Raw genomic sequence first — 22658 nt, 5'->3', positions numbered from 1 at the left:
CGCGTACGGTCAGCGGGCCGTCCTCGTGAGTTCGAGGAGCAGCGCCTGCTCGGGGTTGAGGTTCGGCAGGGGCAGACCGGCGACGGTGAGTACGGAACCGGGCAGGGGCAGCCCGTCGGCGAGGGCCGCGGACAGCCAGGCCGGTTCCGCTGTCTCGTGGAAGGACGGCAGGCCCAACTCGGTACGCACCCGGACCCGGTACGTCGCCTCGGGGTCCAGGCCGGGCAGTTGCACTCGGCCGTACTGGCCCTCGGGCGAGGTGGCGAGCCGCGCCCAGCAGTACAGCGCGGCCGAGCCGTCGTGAGCCACGACTCCGTGCAGCAGTGTCGACTCGTCGGTGAGGTCGGCGCGGACCGTGCGGCCGCCGTGGAGCAGCGGGCGCAGTTCGCGGTGGAGAGCGGTCCAGGCGGTGAGGCGGGCGAGTTCCTCCGGGGAGCAGCGGGTGAGGTCCTGCTCGATGCCAGCGTGGCCGAACAGGGCCGTGGTCAGGCGGAGTCGGTCGGAGCTGACGCGGTCGGTGGTGTGGCTGGTGCCCGGGCCCACGTGGGTGCCGACCAGTTCGGGGGGGAGCAGTTGCGCGGTCCAGCGCTGGATGGTCTGGCGTTCCACCGGGTCGTTGCAGTCCGAGGCCCAGACCCGGTCGGTCCGCTCCAGGATTCCCAGGTCGACCCGTCCGCCACCGGCGGCGCAGCTCTCGATCTCCAGGCCGGGATGGCGCTCCCGGAGCGCGTCGATCAGCCGGTAGAGGGCCATGACCTGGGCGTGCGCCACGGGACGGTCGGCGGTGGAGTGCACGGTCTCGTGGAGTTCCCGGTTGTGGTCCCACTTGAGATACGCGATGGCGTACTTCTCCACCAGCGCGTCCAGCGCGTCCAACAGGTACTGCCAGGCATCGGGGTCGGCCAGGTCCAGCACATGCTGGTGGCGGGCCGCCGGGCCGATCCCGCGGGCGGGGCCGAGCACCCAGTCGGGGTGCTCGCGGGCCAGGTCGGAATCCAGGTTGATCATCTCCGGCTCCACCCACAGCCCGAACTCCATGCCGAGCGAGCGCACATGGTCCACCAGCGGGGTCAGCCCCTCGGGCCACACCACCGGGTCGACGGTCCAGTCGCCCAGCCCGGCGTCGTCCGAACGACGGCCCCGGAACCAGCCGTCGTCCAGCACGAACCGCTCGACACCGACCTCGGCGGCCCGGTCGGCCAGCCGCAGCAGCCGGTCCAGATCGTGGTCGAAGTACACCGCCTCCCAGCTGTTGAGGATCACCGGGCGGGGGCCGCGCGGATGCGTGGGGCGGCCCCGGAGCAGGGTGTGGAAGCGGTCGGCGAGCCCGTCCAGCCCCTGGTCGGACCAGGCGAAGTGACAGACCGGAGCGGTGTACGACTCGCCGGGCGCGAGCCGGATCTCCCCGGCCCGCAGGAGTTCGCCGCCGCCGAGCACCCCCGCATGGGCGCCCGCACCCTCCGGCAACTGCTCGGCCAGATACCGCTGGTCACCGCTCCAGGCCACGTGCACGGCCCAGATCTCCCCGTCGCGGAAGCCGAATCCGGGCACGCCCACCGCCATGACGTACGGCGAGTCCACTCCCGGCTTGCCCCGCCGCACCTCACGGGCATGGGTGCCGAAGCCCAGCGGCCGCCGCTGCGGTGAGCGCTCCCGGCTCCACTTGCCGGTGAAGTCGAGAACCTCGGACGCCCGGCGCGGCAGCGGCAGCAGCGTCGTGACGCTCGACAGGTCGTACGACGCCGGGTCTGCGTCCGGCCGGCGGGTGAGCGTGGTCCGTACGCCCAGTACCCCGGAGGGCTCCAGACGGTAGGAGAGGGTGACGTCGACTCCGGTGCCTGGGTCGGTGAGGTGAAGGGTCAACTCCGCGCCTGCAGGCCGTGGTTGGTACGAGCTGTCGGTCAGCGTCAGCCGGGGCGCGGCGAACGCGCCGGCGAGATGGCCCTCTTGGGCCGGGGTGCCCGACCAGGCGTCGGCCTCGGTGGGCCAGACGGTGAACCGGCGCGGGACGTCGACGGAGTTGTTGAGCACGGCGGGCTCGCCGGTCAGGGCGAGCGCGGCCAGGGCGTCCTGCGGGAGGTCGCCCAGGTCGGCCCCCCAGTGCAGCACCCTGGGCACCGGCTCGGTGAGCTCCACGACGAGGGCGGTGCCCGCCGCGCGCAGGATGTGGATCCGCGCCGTGGTGTCCGACATGCAGAGTCCTTTCCGATCGCCCGGTTCCACCGGACGGGCCCGGCCCAGTGGGCCCGTCCGGTGGCCGGACAGGGGGTGCGGAGGAGTGGTGGGGTCACTTCTTGGCGAGCAGCTGCTTGCTCTGCTTCTGCATGTCGGTGAAGACGGAGTCGCTCTTCTGACCCGCGAAGTAGGCCTGGAACAGCGGCTGGAGGGCGTCCTGGAGGGCCGCTCCGTTGCCGTAGACCGGGGACGGATAGAGGACCTTGTCCTTGATCATGTCCGTGAAGACGGACAGGTCCACGCCCGTCTTGGCCAGTGCCTTGGCCGAGGCTTCCATGGAGGCCGGGATCGACGGGAAGAAGATGCCGGTCAGGGAGGCCTTGGACTGGCAGGCCTCGCTGCCCATGTACGAGACCCACTTCCAGGCCAGGTCGGGGTTCTTGGTGCCGGCCCAGATGTTGTTGCCGTTGGAGTTGCTCAGCACGGACCTGGTCTTGCCGTCGGGGCCGTAGGGGGTGGGGGCGATGCCGACCTTGAGACCGGGGATCTTCACGAAGGTCGAGGCCTCCCACGAGCCGCCGGTCTCCATCGCGACCTTGCCGGAGGAGAGCAGGTCGACGTCGCTGACGCTGTCGGTGAACTGCCCGATCTTCGGCGCGTACCCCTTGTCGGTCAGGGAGCGGATCCAGTCCATGGTCTTCACGAACCGCGGGTCGGAGTAGTTGAACACCGTCGGCCAGCTGGCCCTGTCGCCCAGCCGCCAGCCGGTGGTGCTGACCAGCGGGCTCCAGGTGGTCTGGCCGATGAAGTCCTTGGCCGCGATCTCTCCGTAGCCGTAGGTCTTGACGTGGGACTTGTCGAAGCCCTTCTCGTCGCCTCGGTGCCCCTTGGTGTCGATCGTCAGGTGGGCGATCATCTTGCCCAGCGTGCCGCCGTTGTCCGGGTTCCAGTTCAGCGAGTCGACGTCCTTCTCGGTGTACCCGGCCTTCTTGAGCGCGTCCTGGTTGAAGTAGAGGCCGGACGCGGCCCAGTCGAGCGGCAGGGCGTACTGCTTGCCGTCGGTGAACTTCCAGGCGTCCACACCCACCGAGAACCGGGACAGGTCGAAGTTGTCCTTCTTGATGTAGTCGTCCATCGCCAGCAGTTGGTGCTGGGAGGCGTACGCCTGGAAGAACTGGACGCTGTTCTGGAAGGCGTCGGGCGCGCTGCCGGCCACGAATCCGGCGGTCAGCTTGGTGAAGTAGTCGTTCACGTTGTACTGCGTGATCTTCACCTTGGTGCCGGGGTTGGCCTTCTCGAAGTCCGTGGCGCACACCTTGTACGCGGCGGCCTGCTTGTCGTCCCAGGTCCACCAGTTGACGGTCTTGGAACCGCCGGCGGAGGTGGAGCCGTTGGAGCACGCGGAGAGCAGCGCGGCCAGCGTGAGCGTGGCGCCCAGCGCGACCGTCTTTCGAACACCCTTGATTCTTCTCATTGTTCCTTCTTTCGGGATGACGCGGTGGGTGCGGGGGACGGCTGCACCGCCGGATGGGACGACGTCTTGAGGAGGGCGCCGAACGCGCCCAGTGCGACGGCCAGGTCCTCGGGCCCGCCGGCGTCGTGGCCGTTGAACTCCCACAGCCGCAGCTCCTTCTGGCCGGCGTAGGCGTGGTAGGCGGCGATCGCGGTGACCGGCGGGCACACCTCGTCGCGCAGCCCGGCGGAGAACCAGGCCGGGGCGTTCGCACGGCGGGCGAAGGCGAGTCCGTCGAAGTAGCCGAGGGTGTCGAAGGTCTGCTCCACCCGGTCCCGGCGGGCCGCCAGATAGCCGATGAGCTCGGCGTAGGGCTCGGCGGAGGTGAGCCGGGTGGCGTGCCGGATGTCGCAGAGGAACGGCGACTGGAAGTGCGCCGCGGCCAGGTCGGGCACCAGTCCGGCGACCGCGAGGGCGATACCGCCGCCCTGGCTGGGGCCGACCACGGCGACCCGGTCGGGGTCGACGAGATCGGTGCGGGCGCGCAGCGCGTCCACGGCACGGACGGCGTCGGTGAACACCCGCCGGTAGACGTAGGTGTCCCTGTCCTCGATGCCCCGGGTGAGGAAACCGGGATGCGCCGGGCCGCTGCCGACCGGGTCGGGGGTCGCGCCCCCGCCCGCCCAGGCGCCGCCCTGACCGCGCGCGTCCACCAGCAGATGCGCGTACCCGGCGGACGCCCACAGCAGGTCGTCGATCGGGGCGCCGCGTCCGCTGCCGTAGCCGTGGAACTGGACGACGGCGGGCAGCGGGCCGCCGCGCTGCCGGGGTGTCCGGAGCCAGGCGCGGACGGGGTGGCCGCCGAAGCCGGGCAGCACGGCGTCGAAGACGTCGACCGTCTCCAACCCGGCGGCGACCTCCGTGAGTTGCAGCTCGGCTTTCTGCCCGGCGCGGGGCTCGGCGAGGGTGCCCTTCCAGAAGGTGTCGAAGTCGGCGGGTTCCCGGTAGGCGCTGCGGTAGGCGAACAGCTCGGGGACGTCCTGCTCCGTCAGCACGGCACCGGCTCCCCTCGGGGCCGCAGCAGAGCGTCCAACTCGACCTGGTGACCGGCCGGAAGCAGCAGCTCGGCCGTGCGGTCGCGGTACCGGACCCGCACGGTCTCGCCGGAGTCACCGGTGAGCCGACGCACGGTCGCACCGCTCAACTCGGCGTCGTTCCAGGTGAAGTCGACGGCCAGACCGCCGCGGCAGCGCAGGTCCCTGGCCTCACCCTCGGCCCACTGCGAGGGCAGTGCGGGCAGCAGATGGAGGACGCCGGTGTGGCTCTGCACCACCATCTCGGCGACGCCGGCCATCAGCCCGTAGTTGCCGTCGATCTGGAACGGCGGGTGCGTGGAGAACAGGTTGGGCAGCAGCCCGCCCCAACGCGAGCCGTCCACAGGGGCGTCCACCCCGGCATCGCCGTCAAGTGGCTGGACGGCTTCGAGGAACAGCGAGCGCGCGGTCGCCGCATCGCGCAGCCAGGCCCGCAGCACGATCTTCCAGGACCACGACCAGCCCATCGCCCCGGGCCCGCGCCGGTCCATCGACCTCCTTGCCGCGTCGGCCAGTTCGGGCGTCGAGTCGGGATCGATCAGACCCAGCGGGTGTACGGCGATCAGGTGCGAGAGGTGACGGTGGTGCGGGTCGGCCTCCGTCAGGTCCTCGGCCCATTCCTGGAGCCGTCCCTCCGGCGAGATCGTCAGGGGGCGCAGCCGGGGCAGCGCCGCGCGTATCTCGCCGGTCAGCGGGGTGTCCAGCCCCAGCAACCCGGCTGCTGCCAGGGTCCGTTGGAACGTGGTCCGGATCACCGCCAGGTCCATGGTGGCGGTGCGGGTCAGGGACCTGGGGGCGCCGTCGGCCAGGAACAGGTTCTCCGGGGAGGTCGACGGCAGGGTGTCCAGGTACCCCGTGCCGTCGTCGAGGAGCCAGTCGAGCAGGAACTCGGCGCAGCCGCTGAGCAACGGCCAGGCCCGCTCCCGCAGGAAGACGGCGTCGCGGGTGAACTCGTAGTGGTCCCAAAGGTGTTGGGACAGCCAGGCGCCGCCCATCATCCACAGCGCCCACGAGGTGTTGCCGTGCCCCATGCCGACCGGCAGCGCCCACCCCCACGGATCGGTGTTGTGATGCGCCACCCAGCCGCGCGCGCCGTACAACTCCCTTGCCACCCGCGTGCCTTGGGCGGCCACGCGGTCGAGCAGGTCGAACAGGGGCGCGTGACAGGCGCTGAGCCCGACCGTCTCCGCGCCCCAGTAGTTCATCTGGGTGTTGATGTTGATCGTGTAGTTGGACGACCAGGCGGGGCGCAGCTCGGCGTTCCAGATGCCCTGGAGGTTGGCCGGGGGGCCGGTGTGCGGGCGGGAGGCGGTGGCCAGGAGGTGGCGCCCGAACTGGAACAGCACGGTGGCGGTGAGCAGTTCGTCGTCGCCGCCCAGGATGTCGCGGGCGACGTCGTAGGTGCCGGAGCGGCACGGCCCGACGCGCAGGGACGTGCCGCCCAACAGGGCCCGTACGTCGGCCTGGTGGTCCTTGAGGAGACGGTCGGCGCCCCGCGTGAGGGCCCGTGCCGCGAGCTCGCCGGCCTCGGCCAGATGGGTGGCGTGGTCCAGGGCCTCAGCCCCGCTCCAGTCGCGGTCCGCCGCGGTGGAACTGGCCAGGGTGAGCACGATGTGGGAGGCGCCGGTGACGAGCAGGCCTCCCTCGCCGTCCACGGTCGTCGTGCCGTCGGTGTGCACGGCGAGCGCGAGGGCGCCGAAGGGGTCGTAGCCGTCGACGGGACCGTCCGCGTAGCGCAGCGGTTCCGCGACCTCGGGTTCGTGGGCGGGGGCACCGTCCACGGGTATCCCGATGCCCAGCGTGATGCCGTCGGGCGCGGCCGAGCGGAGTATCTCCCGCAGCGGTGTGGACAGTTCGACGGACAGGTCCGCGGTGCCGCCGTCCGCCTCCAGCGTGACGCACAGGGCGCCGGTCACGGCATCGGCCCAGACCCGGCGCCGTACCGTCGTCCCGTCGAGGTCGAAGCCGTCCTCGGCCACCGCGGTGTCGAGGTCGAGCGTCCTGCCGCGGTACTCGGCGCGCTCGCCGCCCGGCACGGTCAAGTACAGGTCGGCGTACGGCAGATACTCCTGGGTGTAGGGCCCCTCGAAGGTCATGAGCAGTGACTCGGCGCGGTCCTGGTCGCCGGCGCGCAGCGCGGCGCGGACCTCTTCGAGCCGCTCCGGACCGGCTCCTTGCACGCGGAGCGCGGCGAGGGCCGTCGCCGGTCCGGCGGGGGTGCCGGACCAGACGGTGGAGTCGTTGATCTGGATACGGGCCCGGCCGGTGCCGCCGAAGACCATCGCACCGATCCTGCCGTTGCCGACCGGGGCGGCCTCCGTCCAAGTGGCGGCGGGCGCGGGCCAGCTCAGCACCAGGTCGCTGGAGTGCATGGCTGTGTCGTCCAATCGCGGGGTACGGCCGGTCACTTGAGGCCGGAGAAGCCGATGGAGTTGACGATCCGCTTGCCGAAGGCGACGAACAGCAGCAGCATCGGCAGCGCCGCGACCAGGGCGGCGGCCATCAACCCGGCCCAGTCGGGGGCTGCTTGGGGCGAGGACTGCTTGAAGACGCCGAGCGCGAGGGTCAGCGGCTGCACGTCCTGGCTGTTGGTGATCAGCAGCGGCCAGAAGTAGTCGTTCCAGGCGTTGACGAACATCAGCAGCGAGACGGTGGCGATCGGTGCGGTCGACATCGGCAGGATGATCCGGAAGAAGATCCGCAGGGGGCCCGCGCCGTCGATGATGGCGGCCTCCTCGACCTCGGTGCTCAGGCCGAGCATGAACTGCCGCAGGAAGAACAGAGTGAACGCCTGGAAGAGCGCCCCGGGCAGGATCAGTCCGGCGAACGTGTTGGTCAGTCCGAGGTCTTTGACGAAGACGAAGTTGGGCAGCAGCGTGAAGACGCTGGGCACCATCAGCGCGGTGATGAGGATGTTGAACACCAGGTTGCGGCCCCGCCAGTGCAGCCGGGAGAACGCGTAGGCGCCGGCCGAGGCGAACAGCACGATCAGCACGGTCTGCACGGACGCGTAGATCAGTGAATTGCGCAGGTAGAGCGCGATGTCGATGGCCGCGCCCGAGCCGCCCTGGGCCTGTGCCTCGGCGGTGGAGGCGATGCCGAGGACGCGTTCGAAGGCGCCCCAGGTGAAGCCCACCGGCAGCGGCGAGGACGGGTGCGTCGACAGCTTGTAGTTGTTGGACAGCGCGGTGCGCAGGATCCAGTAGAACGGGAAGAGCGTGACCAGGACGACGATGCCCAGATAGATCCAGGCGACGATCCTGCCGGGGGAGAGGCTTCTGCGGTTCTTCCGGGGCCGGGGCTGCGCGGTGGCCGCCCGGCCGGGGGCGAGGGTGACTGCCATGACGGGCTCCTTCAGCTCAGGTCGGATTCGTTGGCGCGGGCGAGCCGCAGCTGGGTGAAGGTGACCGTGATGAGCAGGGCGAACAGGGCCAGCGAGAGGGTGGCGGCATAGCCGAAGTCGAACTGCCTGAACGCCTTGCTGTAGATGTACATCTGCAGCACGTTCGAGGCGTTCGCCGGGCCGCCCTGGGTGGTGACCTGCACGATGTCGAACACCTGGAAGGAGTTGATCACCGTCAGGACGACCACCATGACCAGGATCGGCCGCAGCAGCGGCACGGTGAGCCGGCGGAACATCTGGATCTCGCTCGCGCCGTCGACCCGGCCCGCCTCGTAGATGGTGGCCGGGATGGTCTGCAGTCCGGCGAAGATCAGCAGCGAGTAGTAGCCCATCCACTTCCAGATGCTGATCGCGGCGAGAGACGGTATGGCCCAGCCGCTGCTGCCGAAGAAGAGGATGGAGTGGCCCGTCAGATGCTGCAGGACGAGGCTGACGACACCGAGGGACGGATCGAGCATCCACTGCCAGACCAGGGCGGCGATGACGTTGGAGATCAGGAACGGCAGCAGGATGACGCCGCGCAGCGCCGACGACTTGGTCACCCGGTGCAGCACCACGGCCGTCACCAGGGAGGCCAGAGTGCCGAAGACGACGGCCAGGATCACGAAGTAGACGGTGACGAGCAGCGAGTGCCAGAAGACGTCGTCACCGGACATCTGGTGGAAGTTGGCCAGTCCCACCCAGCTCGGCGGGGTGAGGACATGGAAGTCGGTGAAGCTGAGGTAGATGCCGCGCAGGGTCGGATAGGCGTAGAAGACGGCGAATCCGAGGACGGACGGGATGATCAGCAGGAGTGCGACCGGCAGGTCGCGGCGGCGGGCCGCCGCGGACCTGGTCGGCACGTATCGGCTCGCCCTGCGGGCCGAACGGGTCTTGCGGACGCGGGGGGTCGGGCCGGGGGCGGTGGCCGTGGTGGTCACCGCGGCGGACGGCGGTGGGGTCGGCGTCTTGGGCTCGCCCTGTGATGTGACCACCACGGAACTCTCCTCGGATGTCGGTCGGGTGGAACGTGGGTCGTTGTCGGACGGACGACGGTCAGAGGGTGATGCGGTCCACGTCGGAGGCGTAGTCCGAGGCGTTGCCGAAGGTGATCGTGTTGTCGCCGGCCTTCAGCTGGACGGGCACCGTGATCGAGCTCGGCCGGCCCCAGTTGTTGTCGTTGCTGCCCGGCAGGAACTGCTGGAAGGAGGTGTCACCCGTGCCGATGATCATCGTGCGGCCGGTGGAGCCGTCGGTGTAGTCGAGCTTCATCAGGTAGGTGCCGTCGCGGGGCGCGGTGACGTGGTTGACCGCCAGGGTTCCGGTGCCGCCCAGGTTGCCGACCTTCTTGCCGCCCGAGCACGCGGAGCAGTCGCCCACGGAGGCGTTGCCGCTGAGCGTGTTCCCGGAGGACTCGGCCTCGTAGGAGACCGGTCCGCCGGCCGCCGGGGTGGTGACGTCAACTGCCTTGCTGGGGGCGGACTTCCGTCCCTTGGCGTCGTGGGCGACCACGGTGAGGGAGTAGGCGGTACCGGCCTGCAGACCGCTCACGGTGGCGGAGGCGCCGGTGACGGTGGCCTTCTTGGTGCCGCCCGCGTACACGTCGTAACCGGTGGTCTTCGTACCGGAGTTCACCGCGCTCCAGGCGAGCGAGACGCTGTCGGCCGTCGACGCGGTGCCGTGCACGTTCAGCGGCACACCCGGGTGGGTTCCGGTGCTCGGAGGTGTGATGCGCAGCAGGCGCGAGCCGTGCGGGGCCAGGTTGTCGGTGAACCTGCCGCTGACCGAGCCGAGGTTCTTGTGGCTCCACAGGTCGCGGACCTTGGCCTTGCCGCTGATGCCGAGGTCGCTGAAGTCGGCGGTCACGTCCGAGTAGCCCTTGCCCAGGTTGAACAGGGCCACGGTGTAACTACCGTCCGTGTTGCGGGAGTACCAGACCTGCTGCGGGGTCTTCTGGCTGACCGGCCTGGCCGGGTTGCCCGCCTGGTCGACCGCGATGACCTCGTCGTTGGTGAGCAGCTTCAGGCCGTACTTGTCGAGCTTGGTGAGGTCGTCACCGATGTACAGCGGCGCGGCCTCGATGGCCCACAGCGTCATATAGCTCTGCCGCTCGGTCTGGTTGACGCCGTCCATGACGTCCGAGCCCACGTCGAGCGAGTCGAGGTTGTTCCAGTGGCCGGGCCCGGCGTCGTCGATCCACGGCACGACGTCGTTCCAGCGCGCCTTCACGGAGTTGTTCCACGTCACCAGGGTGTCGCAGTAGCACTCGACGTCCGTGTCGATGCGCCAGCCGTTGGAGTTGGCCTTCCAGACGTCGGCCCGGTTGTGGCTGAGCGACCAGGACAGGGTGAACTCGATGGGCCGCCCGGTGTTCTTCAGGGCGGTGTGCCACGCCTGGATGTCGGGGACGTTGTTGTGCGCGTCGTCACCCTGGTTGGACCCGGGGCCCACGCCGTCGATCTTGAGGAAGTCGACGCCGAAGGAGGCCAGTTGGTCGGCCTCGGACTGGATGTACTTGGTGGTGCAGGGGCTGGAGAAGTTCAGCTGGTAGGAGACGTCGTCCCAGCCGCTGGTCTTGCGCAGGTCCGGGTAGACGATGTCCTTGGTGGTGCAGCCCGGGGCGTTGTAGATGGGTGTCTTGCCGTCGTTGTACGCCTGCTGGTAGAGGCCGACGGCCAGATAGAGGCCGAACTTCAGGCCCTTGCGGTGGAGTTGGTCCGCGAGGTACTTCATCCCGTGCGGGAACTTCGTCAGGTTCGGGGTCGGCCGGCCATAGGCGTCGCCCTTGGGGTCGTTCCAACCGGCGTCCACGTTCACGTAGTCGTAGCCGTGCGACTTCAACTTCGAGGACAGCACGTCCGCCTGCTGCAGGACGTGCGCCTCGGTGAGCCAGTCCCCGCCGTAGCCGGGGAAGTTGGTGGATTCGACGCTCCATGTGCTGTAGCCCATGTAGGGCTTGGCGGCCACGACGGGCGTGGCCGTGGCACCGGATGCCTGGGCCCCCGAGGCGTCCGCGGTGGTCGCGGCCCGTGCGGAGGCGGGTACGACGAGCGCCACCGTCAGCGCGGTGAGGCAGGTGAGAGTTCTCAGACGTGTGGGTCGAACTGGACGAGGCATGTGTGTACTCCGTCAGAGCGCGGCTGCAGGCGGGGTTCCCGCCTGAGGTGTCGAGGTGCGGGGAGCCTCTCGGCGGTGGTCGTCCCGGGACATCACCGAGGGGGTTCGCTGGGACCAACGGGCGAGTGGGTGGGGGCCACACACTCCTCACCGGCGCAGACCGTCCCGTCCGCCCCGACGAGGAGTGCGGCGAATCTAGGCTTAGTTTCCTTCCAACGTCAACATAGTCGGCGCGTAGAAAACTCCGACCTTTGGGCGGTCTGGTAGGGGGTTTCGGCCACCTGCTGCGGAATGACCTGCAGTTTCAGGCCCATAGGGCCGATGAATATCCCTTGTCTTACTTTCCAAAGGAAAGGTAACGTCGTCCCATGAGCCTCGCCGACCAGCCACCCGCGGCCGCACTCGTCCTGCAGACCCTGCTCCAGCACGGTCCGCTGAGCCGCGCCGAGATCGGCCGGCGGACCGGACTGACCGCGGGAGCCGTCACCAAGGTGGCCACCTCGCTGATGGCCGACGGCTGGATCACCGAGGGCGGCCGGCCCGCCACCGAGCGGACGAACGGCCGCCCGGCGACCCCGGTCGAAGTACGGCCCGAACGCGCCCTGTTCGCCGGAGTGAAGGTCACCGGCGAGGAACTCATCGGCGTACTGGCCGATCTGACGGCCCGTCCGCTGGCCTCCCGGCGCGTCCGCCTCGACTCGCGCGACGTGGGCACCGTGGTGCTGGCCATCGCCCGGCTGGTCGACGGACTGCGCGTGGCGGCGAACCTGGCCGGCACCGCCGACCTCCACGGTGTCGGGGTCACCATCTCCGGTGACGTGGACAGTCAGTTGGGCACGGTCCAGTACTCACCCTTCCTCGACTGGCGCCGGGTGCCGCTCGCCCAGCTCGTCGAGACGGCCACCGGCACCCCCACGGTCGTCGAGAACGACGTACGGGCCCTGACCGTGGCCGAGCAGTGGTTCGGCGCCGGTGTCGGCCTGTCGATCTTCGCCCTGGTCACCGTCGGCGCCGGCATCGGCGCCGGGCTCTGTGTCGCCGGCCGGGTGGTCTCCGGGGCGCACGGCGTGGCGGGCGAGGTGGGGCACCTGCCGGTCAGCGGCACCGACCGGGTCTGCACCTGTGGCAACACCGGGTGCGTGGAGGCGGTCGCCTCCACCCATGCGATCGTCGAGCAGGCCCGACAGGCCACCGGCGACGCGGAGTTGACCATGGACGGCGCGATCCGTCTCGCGCACACCGGCGACCCCGCCGTCCGGGCCGTCTTCGCCCGCGCCGGACACGCCGTGGGCCTCGCCCTGGCCTGCGTCGCCAACCTCATCGGGCCGGAGCGGATCATCATCTCCGGCGAGGGCGTCGCCTCCTACGACCTGTTCGCCGACCACATCCGGCAGGCCTTCGTGGACCACGCGTTCGGTGCCGCGGTGGACTGCGATCTGGTGGTCCGGCCCCTGCCGTTCGAGGAGTGGGCGCGCGGCGGGGCGGTGGTCGCGGCACAGCGTGTGTTCGCTCCCGCGAAGTAGGGCGGTGACGTGTGCACGCCCCCGGTCGATAGTCCGCTGCCCGACCAGGGCGGCCGGAGCCGAGCCCCGGCCCACGTGCGCGACCACCGAGATGAGACATGTCCTTCACCACCCGCCAGCTGGGTTGCGCAGCAGTGCTCGTCGCAGACCTGCGGCCCGGCGGAGTACAGGCGTCACAACCCGTTCGAACCAACTCACCGACCGGCGAGAGCCGGTGAGCTCCTTACACGGGAATTAGGACGTTGACGCGGCGGCGGGCCAGGGCCAGGACGGCCTGGATGTGACGCTTGCCCTCGGAGCGTTTGCGGTCGTAGAACCGCGGGAGTCCTCGCAGTGTCGGATGCTGAACAAGGCGGAGATGTAGAAGACGCGTTGGAGTCGGCGGTTGTGGCGCCGCGGCCGGCGAAGATTGCCGCTGATCTTGCCGGAGTCGCGGGGAACAGGTGCGACGCCACCGACGCCGGCGAGGCGGTCTGCGGTGCCGAAGGCGGTCATGTCGCCGCCGGTCGCGGCCAGGAACTCGGCACCGAGGATCACGCCCAGGCCGGGCATGCTGGTGATCACTTCGAAGTCCCGGTGTTCGCGAAACCGGGCCTCGATCGCCTTGTCGAGCTCGGCGACCTGTTGATCGAGGGCCATCACTTCCCGCGCGAGTACGGATGACCGTTGCGGAGATGGGCGAGGGCGAGCAGGGCCTGCCGACCTGCGCTCAGGCGCCGCCATCGGGTGCCGAGACCACGGTGGTGTTCCCGCAGGCGGGCGGAGAGGAACCGGAGGGCAGAACTGGACACGTCCAGCCCGGACGGGTAAACGAGATATGAAGCCTCTGGTAGAGACTGAATTCTTGGTCGAAAACCCATTTACCAGGAGCTTCACCCCTGTGTCAGGCCGACTGGCGAACTGCCGGAGCAGGCTGGAAGCCCTCGTTGACCACCGGTCCGGAGTCCAGCCGAGGTGAGGCCGGAAGCCGCAACGGAGATGATCTTGAGGCTGTGGCGGTCAACTGGTACAGGTCCCAGTCGCGTGCGGACGTGGAACTCGGAGGCCGTGTGGATCTACCTGGACTCCACAGCCTGATGCCGGGGCGGCCCCGGCGACTGTCAGTCTCCGGAGGGAAGGGGCTCTGCTGCCGTGCGAGCGGGTTCGGGTGTGTGCGGCGTCGGGTGGGCGGTGCTGGCGGGGGCCAGGGGCACCGGAGCCCGTTCGCCGCCCAGCCAGGACAGGTTGACGGCCACGGCGGCCATGGAGGCCACGACGATCAGTGCGCCGGCTGTGGCGAGCGCAACTCGGCGGCGGCGGATCCGGAAGCCGCCGACGACGGCCGCGTCGATAACGCTGGGTAGCGCAGGCTCCGGCTCGGCGCTGAGGACTGCCTGGAAGGCGGCGTGCAGAGCGTCGTTCTCGTGCTCATTCATGGCCGGTTTCACCTCCTGGTCCCTTCACTGTCAAGGCCTTCAACGATCTCGCGCAGCCGGGCGAGCCCGCGGGCGCTCTGGCTCTTTACCGTTCCCCGACTCACCCGCAGTGCGTGCGCAGTCTGCTCAACGGACCAGTCCTCCCAGAATCGCAGGACCAACACGGCCCGGTAGCGGGGCGCCAGCTCCATCAGGGCTTCTTGCATCATCAATCGCAACTCCGGTGCGCCGGACACGCCCGAGGGAAGATCGGGTGGCTCGCTCACCGGCTCCTCACGCCAGCCTCTCTTGCGCCACTGGTCGATGAAGGTGCGGGTGAGGATGGTGCGAGCGTAGGCATCCGCATTGCCGTCCCGGCTGACCCGTCCCCAGGCCGCGTACAACTTCATCAAAGTCGTCTGGGTCAGGTCCTGTGCCTGGTGCCAGTCACCGCAGAGCAGGTAGGCGCTGCGTCGGAGCTGCGCCTGCCGTGCCTCGGCAAATTCCCGGAACTCTCGTTCCCGGGCCGTGTCCCTCACTCTTTGCCGGCCTCTCCCTTGCACACCACTCCATCTGTCATACATACGGGGAGTGGCCCTCTGGGGTTGCACGGTTCGGGCAGGAGAATTTTCCCGCGGCACCGTGCAACCCGACCACCGCCCGACTCCGTACCTCTCTCCCGAAAGGGCTCCACGTACAGGTGGGAGTCCGGCGATCCGAGGAAGAGGCACACCGTTGTCGAAGCACCGCAAGTTCTCGCATAACCGCCGCGCTATGTTCAGCGTGGCCGCCGGAACCGTTCTGGCCGCAGCGGGGATGGTCAGCGTCGCCAGCGCCGCGACCCCGGCCACTCAGGCGAACCCGGTCCCGGCCACTCAGGCGGACCCGGTTGCCGCCACTCACGCGGACCCCGTTGCGGCCACCCACGCGGACCCGGTTGCGGCGACTCACGCGGACCCGGTTGCAGCCACCCACGGGAAACCCGTTGCGGCCACCCAGGCAAACCCGGTCCACGCCAAGTCTGTCGCCGAACCCCTCTCGTCGCTGAGCGCGGCCGAGCGGGCGAACGCGGTGGGCTGAGCCCCACCCCGAGGAGTACGCACGCCTCCCCGAGAGCCTCGGGCCTTTGCCCGGTGCGGGAGGCGTGCTGCTCCGCACGACCCGCCGTGGACCTCGTTGCCCCTCGGAGGGGTAGCAACGTGCCCTGGATGAAGATCGGGCGCCCCTGTGGATCGGCGCACTTGGGTTGCAACCGGTCCTACGTCACCTCTGCTCCCGCTACTCTCGCCACGTCTTCGCCCCCCTCCACCCGGCCACGTCAGCCTGAGGTTGGAAAAGGCTCAGTGTTCGGCGGGCCCGCGTCCCATTCCCTGGCCGGCCAGGACGTAGCCGCGTGCCACGGCGTGCAGGACCTGCCACGGCGTCAGGTCGATGGACCGGCTGTGCTCGGCCAGTGCGACGGGCCGCAGGTCGGGCTTCCTGCATGCTGCTTCCTGGCCCTTTTCCCGGCGCTTCTTGTCGATGGCCGCCGCCGCGGAGTCCACGTGCGCGGCCAGTTCTGCCGTCGAGCGGACGTGGACCCTCGTCGAACCGCTCCTGTTGTCCGGCGGTCTGGACTCCAGCGCGATCGCCGCGCTGGCCCGCCCCGCGGCCACGACACTGCACACCCTGTCGGTGGACCTCGGCAGTCAGGCATCCGGCCGGGACGCCATGGGGCGCGATCCGGACGGCCCGTACGCCGAGTTGATGGTGCGTCACCTGGGCAGCTCGCACCGCCGGGTACGACTGGACGCCGACGCGCTCGCCGACCCGGACCGACGCGCTTAGGTCGGTCATCTGCGCGACGGGCTGACGCTCGGGGACTTCGACACCTCGCTGCTTCAGCTGTACCACGCAGTGCGCGAGGACTTCCCGGTCACGCTGGCCGGGGACGGTGCCGACGAACTCTTCGGCGGCTACCGCTGGTTCACCCCCGATGCCGCGGCGACAGAATCCTTTCCCCGGGACACCGTGCTGGACCGCGCGGACCTGACCCGCCTGCTCGACCCGTCCCTGACCGCCGCCCTGGACCTGCCCGCACACCGCGCCGAACTCCACCGGGCCGCCTGCGCCGAGATCGAGCACCTGCCCGGCACCACGCCCGCGGAGGCGGCGCTGCGCCGCGACAGCTACCTCAACCTGACCCGGTTCCTGCCCTGCCTGCTGGACCGCGCCGACCGGCTCAGCATGGGCGTCGGCCTGGAGGTGAGGGTGCCGTTCCTGGACCACCGCCTGGCCGAATACGTCTTCAACACCCCCTGGGACCTGAAGACCTTTGACGGCCGCGAGAAGAGCCTGCTGCGCGCCGCCGTCACCGACCTGATCCCCGAACCGGTCCTGACCCGCCGCAAGAGCCCCTACCCCATGGTCCGCGACCCCGCCTATCGTACGGCCCTCACCACACAGGTCACCGGGCTCCTGGCCGGCGGCGGCCCGGCCACCGACCTCCTCGACACCACCGCCGTACGCGATCTGCTGCTACAGCCCACCGGCGCGGACCGTTTCCCGCGCGAGGGCCTCGAACTCGTCCTGGACCTGGACAACTGGCTGCGCACCCACCGCCCGGCCCTGCACCTGTGACCACCCCACTCACCGACACCGCTCAGGACACCGCCATGCCGCACGCCGTGATCACCTCCGCCGTCCGCACGCCGATCGGGCGCGCCCACAAGGGCGCCCTGGCCGCCGTACGCCCCGACGACCTGCTCGCCACCACGGTCGCCGAGGCCGTCGCCCGTACCGCCGGACTGGAACCCGCCGACGTGGACGACCTGGTCGTGGGCTGCGCCCTGCCCGGGGGCGAGCAGGGGTTCAACATCGCCCGGATCGCCGCCGTCCTCCTCGGCTGGGACCACGTACCCGGAGTGACCGTCAACCGCTTCTGCACCTCCTCCCTCCAGGCCATCCGCATCGCCGCGCAGACGGTGCGCTGCGGGGACGCGGACGTCGTGATCGCGGCCGGGGTCGAGTCGCAGTCCCGGCTGGCCCACGGCAGTTCGGACACCTGGCCCGGCACCGAGAACCCGGCCTTCCGTGCCGCGGGGCAGCGCACGGACCGGCGCGCGCAGGCCGACCCGGGGCCCTGGAGCGACCCACGCCGACGCGGCGAGCACCCCGACCCCTACATCCCGGTGGGCCTGGCCGCCGAGAACACCGCCGACCTCTACGGCATCACCCGCGCCGACATGGACGCCTACGCCGCCCGCTCCCATCGGCTCACCCAGCAAGCCGTCGGCCAGGGCCTCCACTTCGGCGACATCATGCCGGTCAAGACGCCCGACGGTACGACCGTCACCGCGGACGACTGCCCGCGCAGCGGGGTCACCGAGGCGACCCTCGCGACCCTGTCCCCGCGCTTCCGCGCCGGCGGACGGGTCACCGCCGGCAACAGCGCCCCGCTGTCCGACGGAGCCGCGGCGGTCGTCGTCATGTCCGAGACCTACGCCCGTACCCACGGCCGCACCCCGCTCGCCCGCATCCTGGCCACCGCCGTCAGCGCGGGCACGCCCGAGACGGAGGGCCCGGTCCCCGTGGCGGCGGCCCGCACCGTCTTGACCAGGGCCGGTCTGGCCCTGCCCGACCTCGACACCATCGCCGGCAACGAACCCTTCGCCGCCCAGATCCTGGCCTACTGCACCGAACTCGGTCTGGATCCCGAGCGGATGAATCCCCACGGCGGCTCGATCGCCCTCGGCGAGCCCTACGGCGCGGCCGGAGCCCGCCTCACCACCACGGCCCTGACCACTCTGTGCCACGACGACCTCAGCACCGCCCTCATCACCGTCGTCGCAGCGGGCGGCCAGGGCATGGCCCTCCTCCTGGAACGCACCTCGTAGGCCCGCCACCCCACAACGGCGACACCGCACCCGTAATCCGCATCACCCGACGAAAACACCGGCACCACCGGACCCCATGGGGTGAGACAGCGAGCGGCATCCGTGCTCACGGGACCGGATCAACTGAGATCTCCGGCAACCGGACGTCTCAGTAATCCGGGGGCCTGACGGCTCCACCCGGTGTGCGTGAAAATCGGTGTGTGGCCGTCCGGCGGACGTCGAGGCAACTTGGTGCGATCCGAGCCCGTGTCTCAGTAGGACGCTGGGGGTCCACCGCCAGGCACCCGGATGTGTTGCTCCGAGCACGTGAATCAGTTTCTTCTGCCTGCCGGACCCCCGCCGGGCGGTCACACGCCCACGGCCGTGAACTGGAGGGGGTGCCGAAGCGATGGAAGTGATCCACGAACGCTGCGCGGGGATCGACATCAGCAAGGTGGACGTGAAGGTGACGATCCGGGTGCCGAGTTCGGCCAAACGGCGCCGCAGCGAGACCCGTACCTTCTCGTCGGTGACCTCCGGCCTGCTGGCGATGCGGGACTGGCTGCTCGCCGAGGACATCACCGTGGCCGGCATGGAAGCCACCGGCGTGTACTGGAAACCGGTGTTCTACCTGCTGGAGCACGACATGGAGTGCTGGCTGCTCAATGCCCGCCACATGAAGTCGGTGCCCGGCCGCAAGACCGATGTGAAGGACTCCGAGTGGATCGCCAAGCTCGTCGAACACGGCCTGGTACGCCCCTCGTTCGTGCCGCCGGAGCCGATCCGCCAGCTGCGGGACCTGACCCGCTACCGCACCGAGGTCATCCGCGAACGCACCCGCGAGGCACAACGGCTGGAGAAGCTCCTGGAAGACTCCGGAATCAAACTCTCCACCGCCGTCTCCGACATCCTGGGGGTCTCCGGCCGGGCCATGCTGGAGGCCCTCATCGCCGGCGAACACGACCCACACGTCCTCGCGGACCTGGCCAAGGGCTCCATGCGACGCAAGACCGACACCCTCATCGAGGCGCTGACCGGCCACTTCACCGGTCACCACGCCTTTCTGGCACGGGCCATGCTCGACCGCGTCGACGCCTGCACCGCGATGGAGACCCGGCTCAGCGAACGGATCAACGAGCAGGTCGCGCCCTTTCGCCGCCGGATCGACCTGCTCGTGACGATCCCCGGCATCAACACCCGCACCGCCGAGGTGATCCTCGCGGAGATCGGCGACGACATCGCCCACTTCCCCTCCGCCGCCGACCTGGCCTCATGGGCCGGAGTCTGTCCCGGCAACAACGAGTCCGGCGGCAGACACGGCCCCGGCAGGACCCGTCACGGAGACCCCTGGCTCAAGGCCACCCTCGGCCAGGCCGCGGTCAGCGCCTCACGTACCAAAGACACCTACCTCGCCGCCCGCTACCGCAGGATCGTCGCCCGCCGCGGCAAGAAACGCGCGCTGGTCGCCCTCCAGCACTCGATCCTCATCGCCGTCTGGCACATGTTCACCCGCGACGCCGCATACGCCGATCTCGGCGGCCAGTACTTCATCCAACGCACCGGACGCGCCAGGCAGACCCGCCGCCTGGTGAACCAGCTCAACCAACTCGGCTACCACGTCACCCTCCAATCAACAGAAGCCGCCTGACCAGCGGATACAGAAAACGGGTCGGTTGATTTTCGAATCAGTTGATCCGGTCGCCGTTGGTCTAGACCGCATACTCGGACCAGATCACTTGCGACGGGACAAGTGACGTCGGAAGTCGGGTGGAACGTCCGACAATCCGCGCTCCTCAATCAGGCGCCGCCTGAGTGCCCTCTTGTGAGGGTCTTGGCTCCGAACCACGACGGGGCTTCGCCTGAGGTCAGCCGTATACGTTGAATTCTGCGATCGACCACCAGTTACTCGCGACGTCGCCGGTGTTGGCGACCTTGATGTAGCGAGCCGACTGCGTCGGGAAAGACACCAGCTGGACGCGTTGGCCGTCTGTTACGGAAGAAACCTTGGTCCAGTCGGTTCCGTCGGTGGACACGTATACGTCTGCGCTTCGCGCGTAGTCGCCGGTGCTGCTGCCGACATCCAGCACGATCTTGTCGAAGGTCTGCGTCTGCCCCATGTCGACTTGGATCCACAGGCCGTTGTACTGCCCTGTTCCGGAGCTGTACCGAGTGCCGGAGTCGCCGTCCAGCATGTTTCCGGGCGCGTCGCCGGAACTCGCGTCCGATGCCGTTGCGACCCAACCGGTCCGGGGCAGCGCGGAGGCCAGATCCATGACGTCGAAGGAAGATCCACCCGCAGCGGCTCCGCTGGCTCCATTCACGGAGATCGTGTGCTTCCCTGACGGAACTCCGTCCGGAACGTAAGCATTGATGCTGGTGTCCGACCAGCTGTCTATGCTGGCGAAGGCCGATCCGAAATACACGGTGCCCAGCTCCTGCGTGTCACCGAAACAGGAACCGCTGATCGTGAACCTGGAGCGCGGCATGCCTTCGCTCGGCGTCAAACCGCTGAACACGGGCGCCGGGAGGCTCGACAACTTCTTGGTCGTGAACATCGCAGACGTCCCGCTCGGGAGCTCATAGACATAGGAGCCGTCGTCGGACACCGGGAAACTCTGGCTCCTGGCGGTTCCGTTGAACACCACGGTGACGTGCGCCCCTTCCGAGCTGGTCCAGGTCTTCAGCTGAAGGCCCTTCGACACCGCAGCCGGAGCCGCGATCGATCCGGTTCCACGCGGAGAACCGCACACATCGATTTCGGCGATGGACCACCAGAAGCCGGATGCCGCGGTACTGACTACGCGGATGTACCGCGCCGTCCGGGCCGGTAGCGTGACGGTCACCTTTCCTATGCCGCCGCTGCCGCTCGCGATCGCGCCGCCCCAGTCGACACCGTCGTCCGAGACATACACCTGATATTTGGTGATGTAGTCGAACGAATTGTCCTTGCCGGTGTCGAGGATGATTTTGTTGAAGCTGGTGGAGCTGCCCAGATCGATCTGGAACCAGTCGCCGCTCGTCATCCCGTGCCCGAGGTTCCACCTGGTGTTGATATCGCCGTCGATCGCGCTCGCGGCCACACCCCAGTCCGCGCTCGCCGACGCCGTGGCGGTCCACTCGCCACGGCTCAGCGCCGCTCCCGTCGTCTGGACGGAAGCTCCGATCGGCAGGGAGTACGTGATCAGGTTGTTTCCGGCGCGGATGGTGTTCTGGTAGGGCAGTAGTGCCGGGTCGTAGGTGATGGTGACCGGACCGGACGGCGAAGTGAACGTGAAGTCGTGCGTCGGGTCCGAGACCTTGGCCGCGGCGGGGGTCCTGCCGCTCTGCGTGAGCCCTGAGTAGGTGAAGGTGACGGCGTCGCCGGCGTTCAGGGTGTAGTCGAACGACTGTGTTCTGTCTGCGACGCTGAAGGTTCTCGCGGAACTCCCCGAGTTGTAGGCGATCAGAACCTTGGAGCCGTCCGGGTTCCGGAAGGCGACGTTCTCTATGCTTCCTTGCCCGAAGGTGTTCGAGTAGATCCGATGTGCTCCGGGCTTGACGAACCTGCTGGCGTGAGCGAGGGCGTGGTAGTCCACGTTGTAGGACACCTTGCCGCTGGCCGGATCAATCGTGACCAGTCCCCGGCACATGGGGATGCCGTCGGTGTCGCTGTTGAGCGGGCCCATGTCGGGGTCGAGTGCGATGTTCCAGAGCATCACGCCGTTCGCCCAGTTGCGCATGCTGTCGATGATCCACGTGCCCAGTGCGTCGTTGAACGCCGTCTGGCTGTCGCCCTGCCAAAGACCTCCGGTGGCTTCCGTGAGATAGGTTTCCTTGCCCGGATAGTCGTTGTGGACCAGGGTCTGGTAACTCGGGTTTCCGCTGTAGATGTGCCATCCGGTTCCGGCGGCGTACTTCGAGGCCGCGGGATCGTTGAAAATCGTCTCGGGATACGAGGGCACATCCCAGTTGTGGTCCCACGCCAGAATCTTCGTGGATATCCCGTTGGCCTCGAACGCCTTGCCGATCTGCTGGATCACCTGGGATTCCTGGTAGGCGGACAGGAACATTCCCGGCCAGGTGGGCGTGCCCATCGGTTCATTCTGCGGTGAGACGTAGGAGATCGGTACGCCAGCCTTGCGGTACGCCTGGATGAACTTGACGAAGTAGTCGGCCAGTTCGGCCGTGTACTCGCTCTTGAGGGTGCCTCCCACCATGGAATCGGAGGTCTTCATCCAGCCTGGCGGGCTCCACGGGGTGGCCAGGATGTTGATGGACGGGTTGAGTGAGAGAGCCTGCCGCAGGGCGGGAATGATGTACGGCGCGTCATGCTGGACGGAGAAGTGGGACAGCGCCGGATCCGTCTGCCCCGCCGGCATGTCGTCGTAGGAATAGCTTCCGGAGGCGTTGAAGTCCGTGGCGCCCATCGGGGAGCGGACCATGCTGAGGCCGATGCCCCTGGAGGGGTCGAAAAGTTCTTGCATCAACTTGGTTCGACCGGCGCTGGGCAGCTTGTTGATGAGCCAGGCGGCGGAGTCGGTCATGGCCGCACCGAACCCCTGGACTCTTTGGTACTTGACGCTGTCGTCGATCTTGATCGTGAGCGGGTTGGCCGTGCGCTTCGCGGAAGCGGCACTCGATACGGGTGTTGGACTCCTCGTAGGGGCTGGCGGCGAGGAAGCGGCGC

15 protein-coding genes and 3 pseudogenes are annotated in these 22658 nt (G+C 69.0%); 5 read left to right on the top strand and 13 right to left on the bottom strand.

Translation table 11 applies throughout. From position 1 onward, the window contains the following. Nucleotides 1-9: 9 nt before the first annotated feature. The 7 genes from AB0I51_RS33305 to AB0I51_RS33275 all read right to left on the bottom strand — a co-directional run bounded on the left by AB0I51_RS33305 (nt 10) and on the right by AB0I51_RS33275 (nt 11221). Nucleotides 10-2193, bottom strand: coding sequence for an alpha-galactosidase (locus tag AB0I51_RS33305; protein ID WP_362981632.1), 2184 nt, complete (start codon nt 2191-2193; stop codon nt 10-12). Nucleotides 2194-2287: 94 nt separating this feature from the next. Beyond that, the gene (locus AB0I51_RS33300) at nt 2288-3649 is read right to left on the bottom strand and encodes a sugar ABC transporter substrate-binding protein (RefSeq protein WP_362981630.1); all 1362 of its coding nucleotides are present in this window, start codon (nt 3647-3649) and stop codon (nt 2288-2290) included. Next, nucleotides 3646-4683, bottom strand: coding sequence for an acetylxylan esterase (locus AB0I51_RS33295; RefSeq protein ID WP_362981628.1), 1038 nt, complete (start codon nt 4681-4683; stop codon nt 3646-3648). The genes AB0I51_RS33300 and AB0I51_RS33295 overlap by 4 nt, the downstream gene beginning before the upstream one ends. Beyond that, nucleotides 4677-7094, bottom strand: a complete 2418-nt coding sequence (locus AB0I51_RS33290; protein WP_362981626.1) for a glycoside hydrolase family 95 protein — start codon at nt 7092-7094, stop codon at nt 4677-4679. The genes AB0I51_RS33295 and AB0I51_RS33290 overlap by 7 nt, the downstream gene beginning before the upstream one ends. Before the next feature lie 32 nt (nt 7095-7126). Beyond that, nucleotides 7127-8065 carry a carbohydrate ABC transporter permease gene (locus AB0I51_RS33285; protein WP_362981624.1) on the bottom strand — a complete coding sequence of 313 codons (939 nt, stop codon included), beginning with the start codon at nt 8063-8065 and terminating at the stop codon, nt 7127-7129. Nucleotides 8066-8076: 11 nt separating this feature from the next. Further along, nucleotides 8077-9102 (bottom strand): sugar ABC transporter permease, encoded by a 1026-nt coding sequence (locus AB0I51_RS33280; protein ID WP_362981622.1) that lies wholly within the window; start codon nt 9100-9102, stop codon nt 8077-8079. 58 nt (nt 9103-9160) lie between these two features. Beyond that, nucleotides 9161-11221 (bottom strand): fibronectin type III domain-containing protein, encoded by a 2061-nt coding sequence (locus AB0I51_RS33275; RefSeq protein WP_362981620.1) that lies wholly within the window; start codon nt 11219-11221, stop codon nt 9161-9163. A gap of 368 nt (nt 11222-11589) precedes the next feature. Here AB0I51_RS33275 and AB0I51_RS33270 point away from each other — a divergent pair, with 368 nt between their 5' ends. Then, the gene (locus AB0I51_RS33270) at nt 11590-12744 is read left to right on the top strand and encodes an ROK family transcriptional regulator (RefSeq protein WP_362981618.1); all 1155 of its coding nucleotides are present in this window, start codon (nt 11590-11592) and stop codon (nt 12742-12744) included. A gap of 223 nt (nt 12745-12967) precedes the next feature. Here the strand turns inward: AB0I51_RS33270 and AB0I51_RS33265 are convergent. The 4 genes and pseudogenes from AB0I51_RS33265 to AB0I51_RS33250 form a co-directional block, all read right to left on the bottom strand. Then, nucleotides 12968-13398 (bottom strand): annotated as a pseudogene (locus AB0I51_RS33265) (transposase); the annotation flags it as partial. Next, nucleotides 13392-13604, bottom strand: a pseudogene (locus AB0I51_RS33260) (hypothetical protein); the annotation flags it as partial. The pseudogenes AB0I51_RS33260 and AB0I51_RS33265, both read right to left, overlap by 7 nt. Nucleotides 13605-13844: 240 nt before the next feature. Next, nucleotides 13845-14159, bottom strand: a complete 315-nt coding sequence (locus AB0I51_RS33255; protein ID WP_362981616.1) for a hypothetical protein — start codon at nt 14157-14159, stop codon at nt 13845-13847. Nucleotides 14160-14167: 8 nt separating this feature from the next. Then, nucleotides 14168-14677 carry a SigE family RNA polymerase sigma factor gene (locus tag AB0I51_RS33250; protein WP_362981614.1) on the bottom strand — a complete coding sequence of 170 codons (510 nt, stop codon included), beginning with the start codon at nt 14675-14677 and terminating at the stop codon, nt 14168-14170. Nucleotides 14678-14873: 196 nt separating this feature from the next. Between AB0I51_RS33250 and AB0I51_RS33245 the strand changes: the two genes are divergently transcribed. Further along, nucleotides 14874-15218: a hypothetical protein gene (locus AB0I51_RS33245; protein WP_362981612.1), complete on the top strand. Its 345-nt coding sequence runs from the start codon at nt 14874-14876 to the stop codon at nt 15216-15218. A gap of 260 nt (nt 15219-15478) precedes the next feature. Here the strand turns inward: AB0I51_RS33245 and AB0I51_RS33240 are convergent, their stop codons facing one another. Beyond that, nucleotides 15479-15682 carry a hypothetical protein gene (locus tag AB0I51_RS33240; protein ID WP_362981610.1) on the bottom strand — a complete coding sequence of 68 codons (204 nt, stop codon included), beginning with the start codon at nt 15680-15682 and terminating at the stop codon, nt 15479-15481. Here AB0I51_RS33240 and AB0I51_RS33235 point away from each other — a divergent pair. The 3 genes and pseudogenes from AB0I51_RS33235 to AB0I51_RS33225 all read left to right on the top strand — a co-directional run bounded on the left by AB0I51_RS33235 (nt 15660) and on the right by AB0I51_RS33225 (nt 19640). Further along, a pseudogene (locus AB0I51_RS33235) lies at nt 15660-16757 on the top strand (asparagine synthase C-terminal domain-containing protein). The gene AB0I51_RS33240 and the pseudogene AB0I51_RS33235 sit on opposite strands and share 23 nt — an antisense overlap. 35 nt (nt 16758-16792) lie before the next feature. Then, nucleotides 16793-18013, top strand: a complete 1221-nt coding sequence (locus AB0I51_RS33230; protein ID WP_362981768.1) for an acetyl-CoA C-acyltransferase — start codon at nt 16793-16795, stop codon at nt 18011-18013. 388 nt (nt 18014-18401) lie between these two features. Further along, nucleotides 18402-19640: an IS110 family transposase gene (locus AB0I51_RS33225; RefSeq protein WP_362981608.1), complete on the top strand. Its 1239-nt coding sequence runs from the start codon at nt 18402-18404 to the stop codon at nt 19638-19640. Between the two features lie 217 nt (nt 19641-19857). On the opposite strand, the gene AB0I51_RS33220 is transcribed toward AB0I51_RS33225, so the two are convergent. Then, the gene (locus tag AB0I51_RS33220) at nt 19858-22563 is read right to left on the bottom strand and encodes a discoidin domain-containing protein (protein ID WP_362981766.1); all 2706 of its coding nucleotides are present in this window, start codon (nt 22561-22563) and stop codon (nt 19858-19860) included. Nucleotides 22564-22658: the final 95 nt, after the last annotated feature.

Source organism: Streptomyces sp. NPDC050549 (genome assembly GCF_040655035.1).
Lineage (GTDB): Bacteria > Actinomycetota > Actinomycetes > Streptomycetales > Streptomycetaceae > Streptomyces.
The sequence above is the reverse complement of the archived record's forward strand: the minus strand, read 5'-3'. Positions and strand labels throughout refer to the sequence as shown.

What these genes read in the sequence shown, in the direction of transcription:
- AB0I51_RS33305 (WP_362981632.1), bottom strand. Translation starts at nt 2,193, where the DNA reads ATGTCGGACACCACGGCGCGGATCCACATCCTGCGCGCGGCGGGCACC.
- AB0I51_RS33300 (WP_362981630.1), bottom strand. Translation starts at nt 3,649, where the DNA reads ATGAGAAGAATCAAGGGTGTTCGAAAGACGGTCGCGCTGGGCGCCACG.
- AB0I51_RS33290 (WP_362981626.1), bottom strand. Translation starts at nt 7,094, where the DNA reads ATGCACTCCAGCGACCTGGTGCTGAGCTGGCCCGCGCCCGCCGCCACT.
- AB0I51_RS33285 (WP_362981624.1), bottom strand. Translation starts at nt 8,065, where the DNA reads ATGGCAGTCACCCTCGCCCCCGGCCGGGCGGCCACCGCGCAGCCCCGG.
- AB0I51_RS33275 (WP_362981620.1), bottom strand. Translation starts at nt 11,221, where the DNA reads ATGCCTCGTCCAGTTCGACCCACACGTCTGAGAACTCTCACCTGCCTC.
- AB0I51_RS33270 (WP_362981618.1), top strand. Translation starts at nt 11,590, where the DNA reads ATGAGCCTCGCCGACCAGCCACCCGCGGCCGCACTCGTCCTGCAGACC.
- AB0I51_RS33255 (WP_362981616.1), bottom strand. Translation starts at nt 14,159, where the DNA reads ATGAATGAGCACGAGAACGACGCTCTGCACGCCGCCTTCCAGGCAGTC.
- AB0I51_RS33230 (WP_362981768.1), top strand. Translation starts at nt 16,793, where the DNA reads ATGCCGCACGCCGTGATCACCTCCGCCGTCCGCACGCCGATCGGGCGC.
- AB0I51_RS33225 (WP_362981608.1), top strand. Translation starts at nt 18,402, where the DNA reads ATGGAAGTGATCCACGAACGCTGCGCGGGGATCGACATCAGCAAGGTG.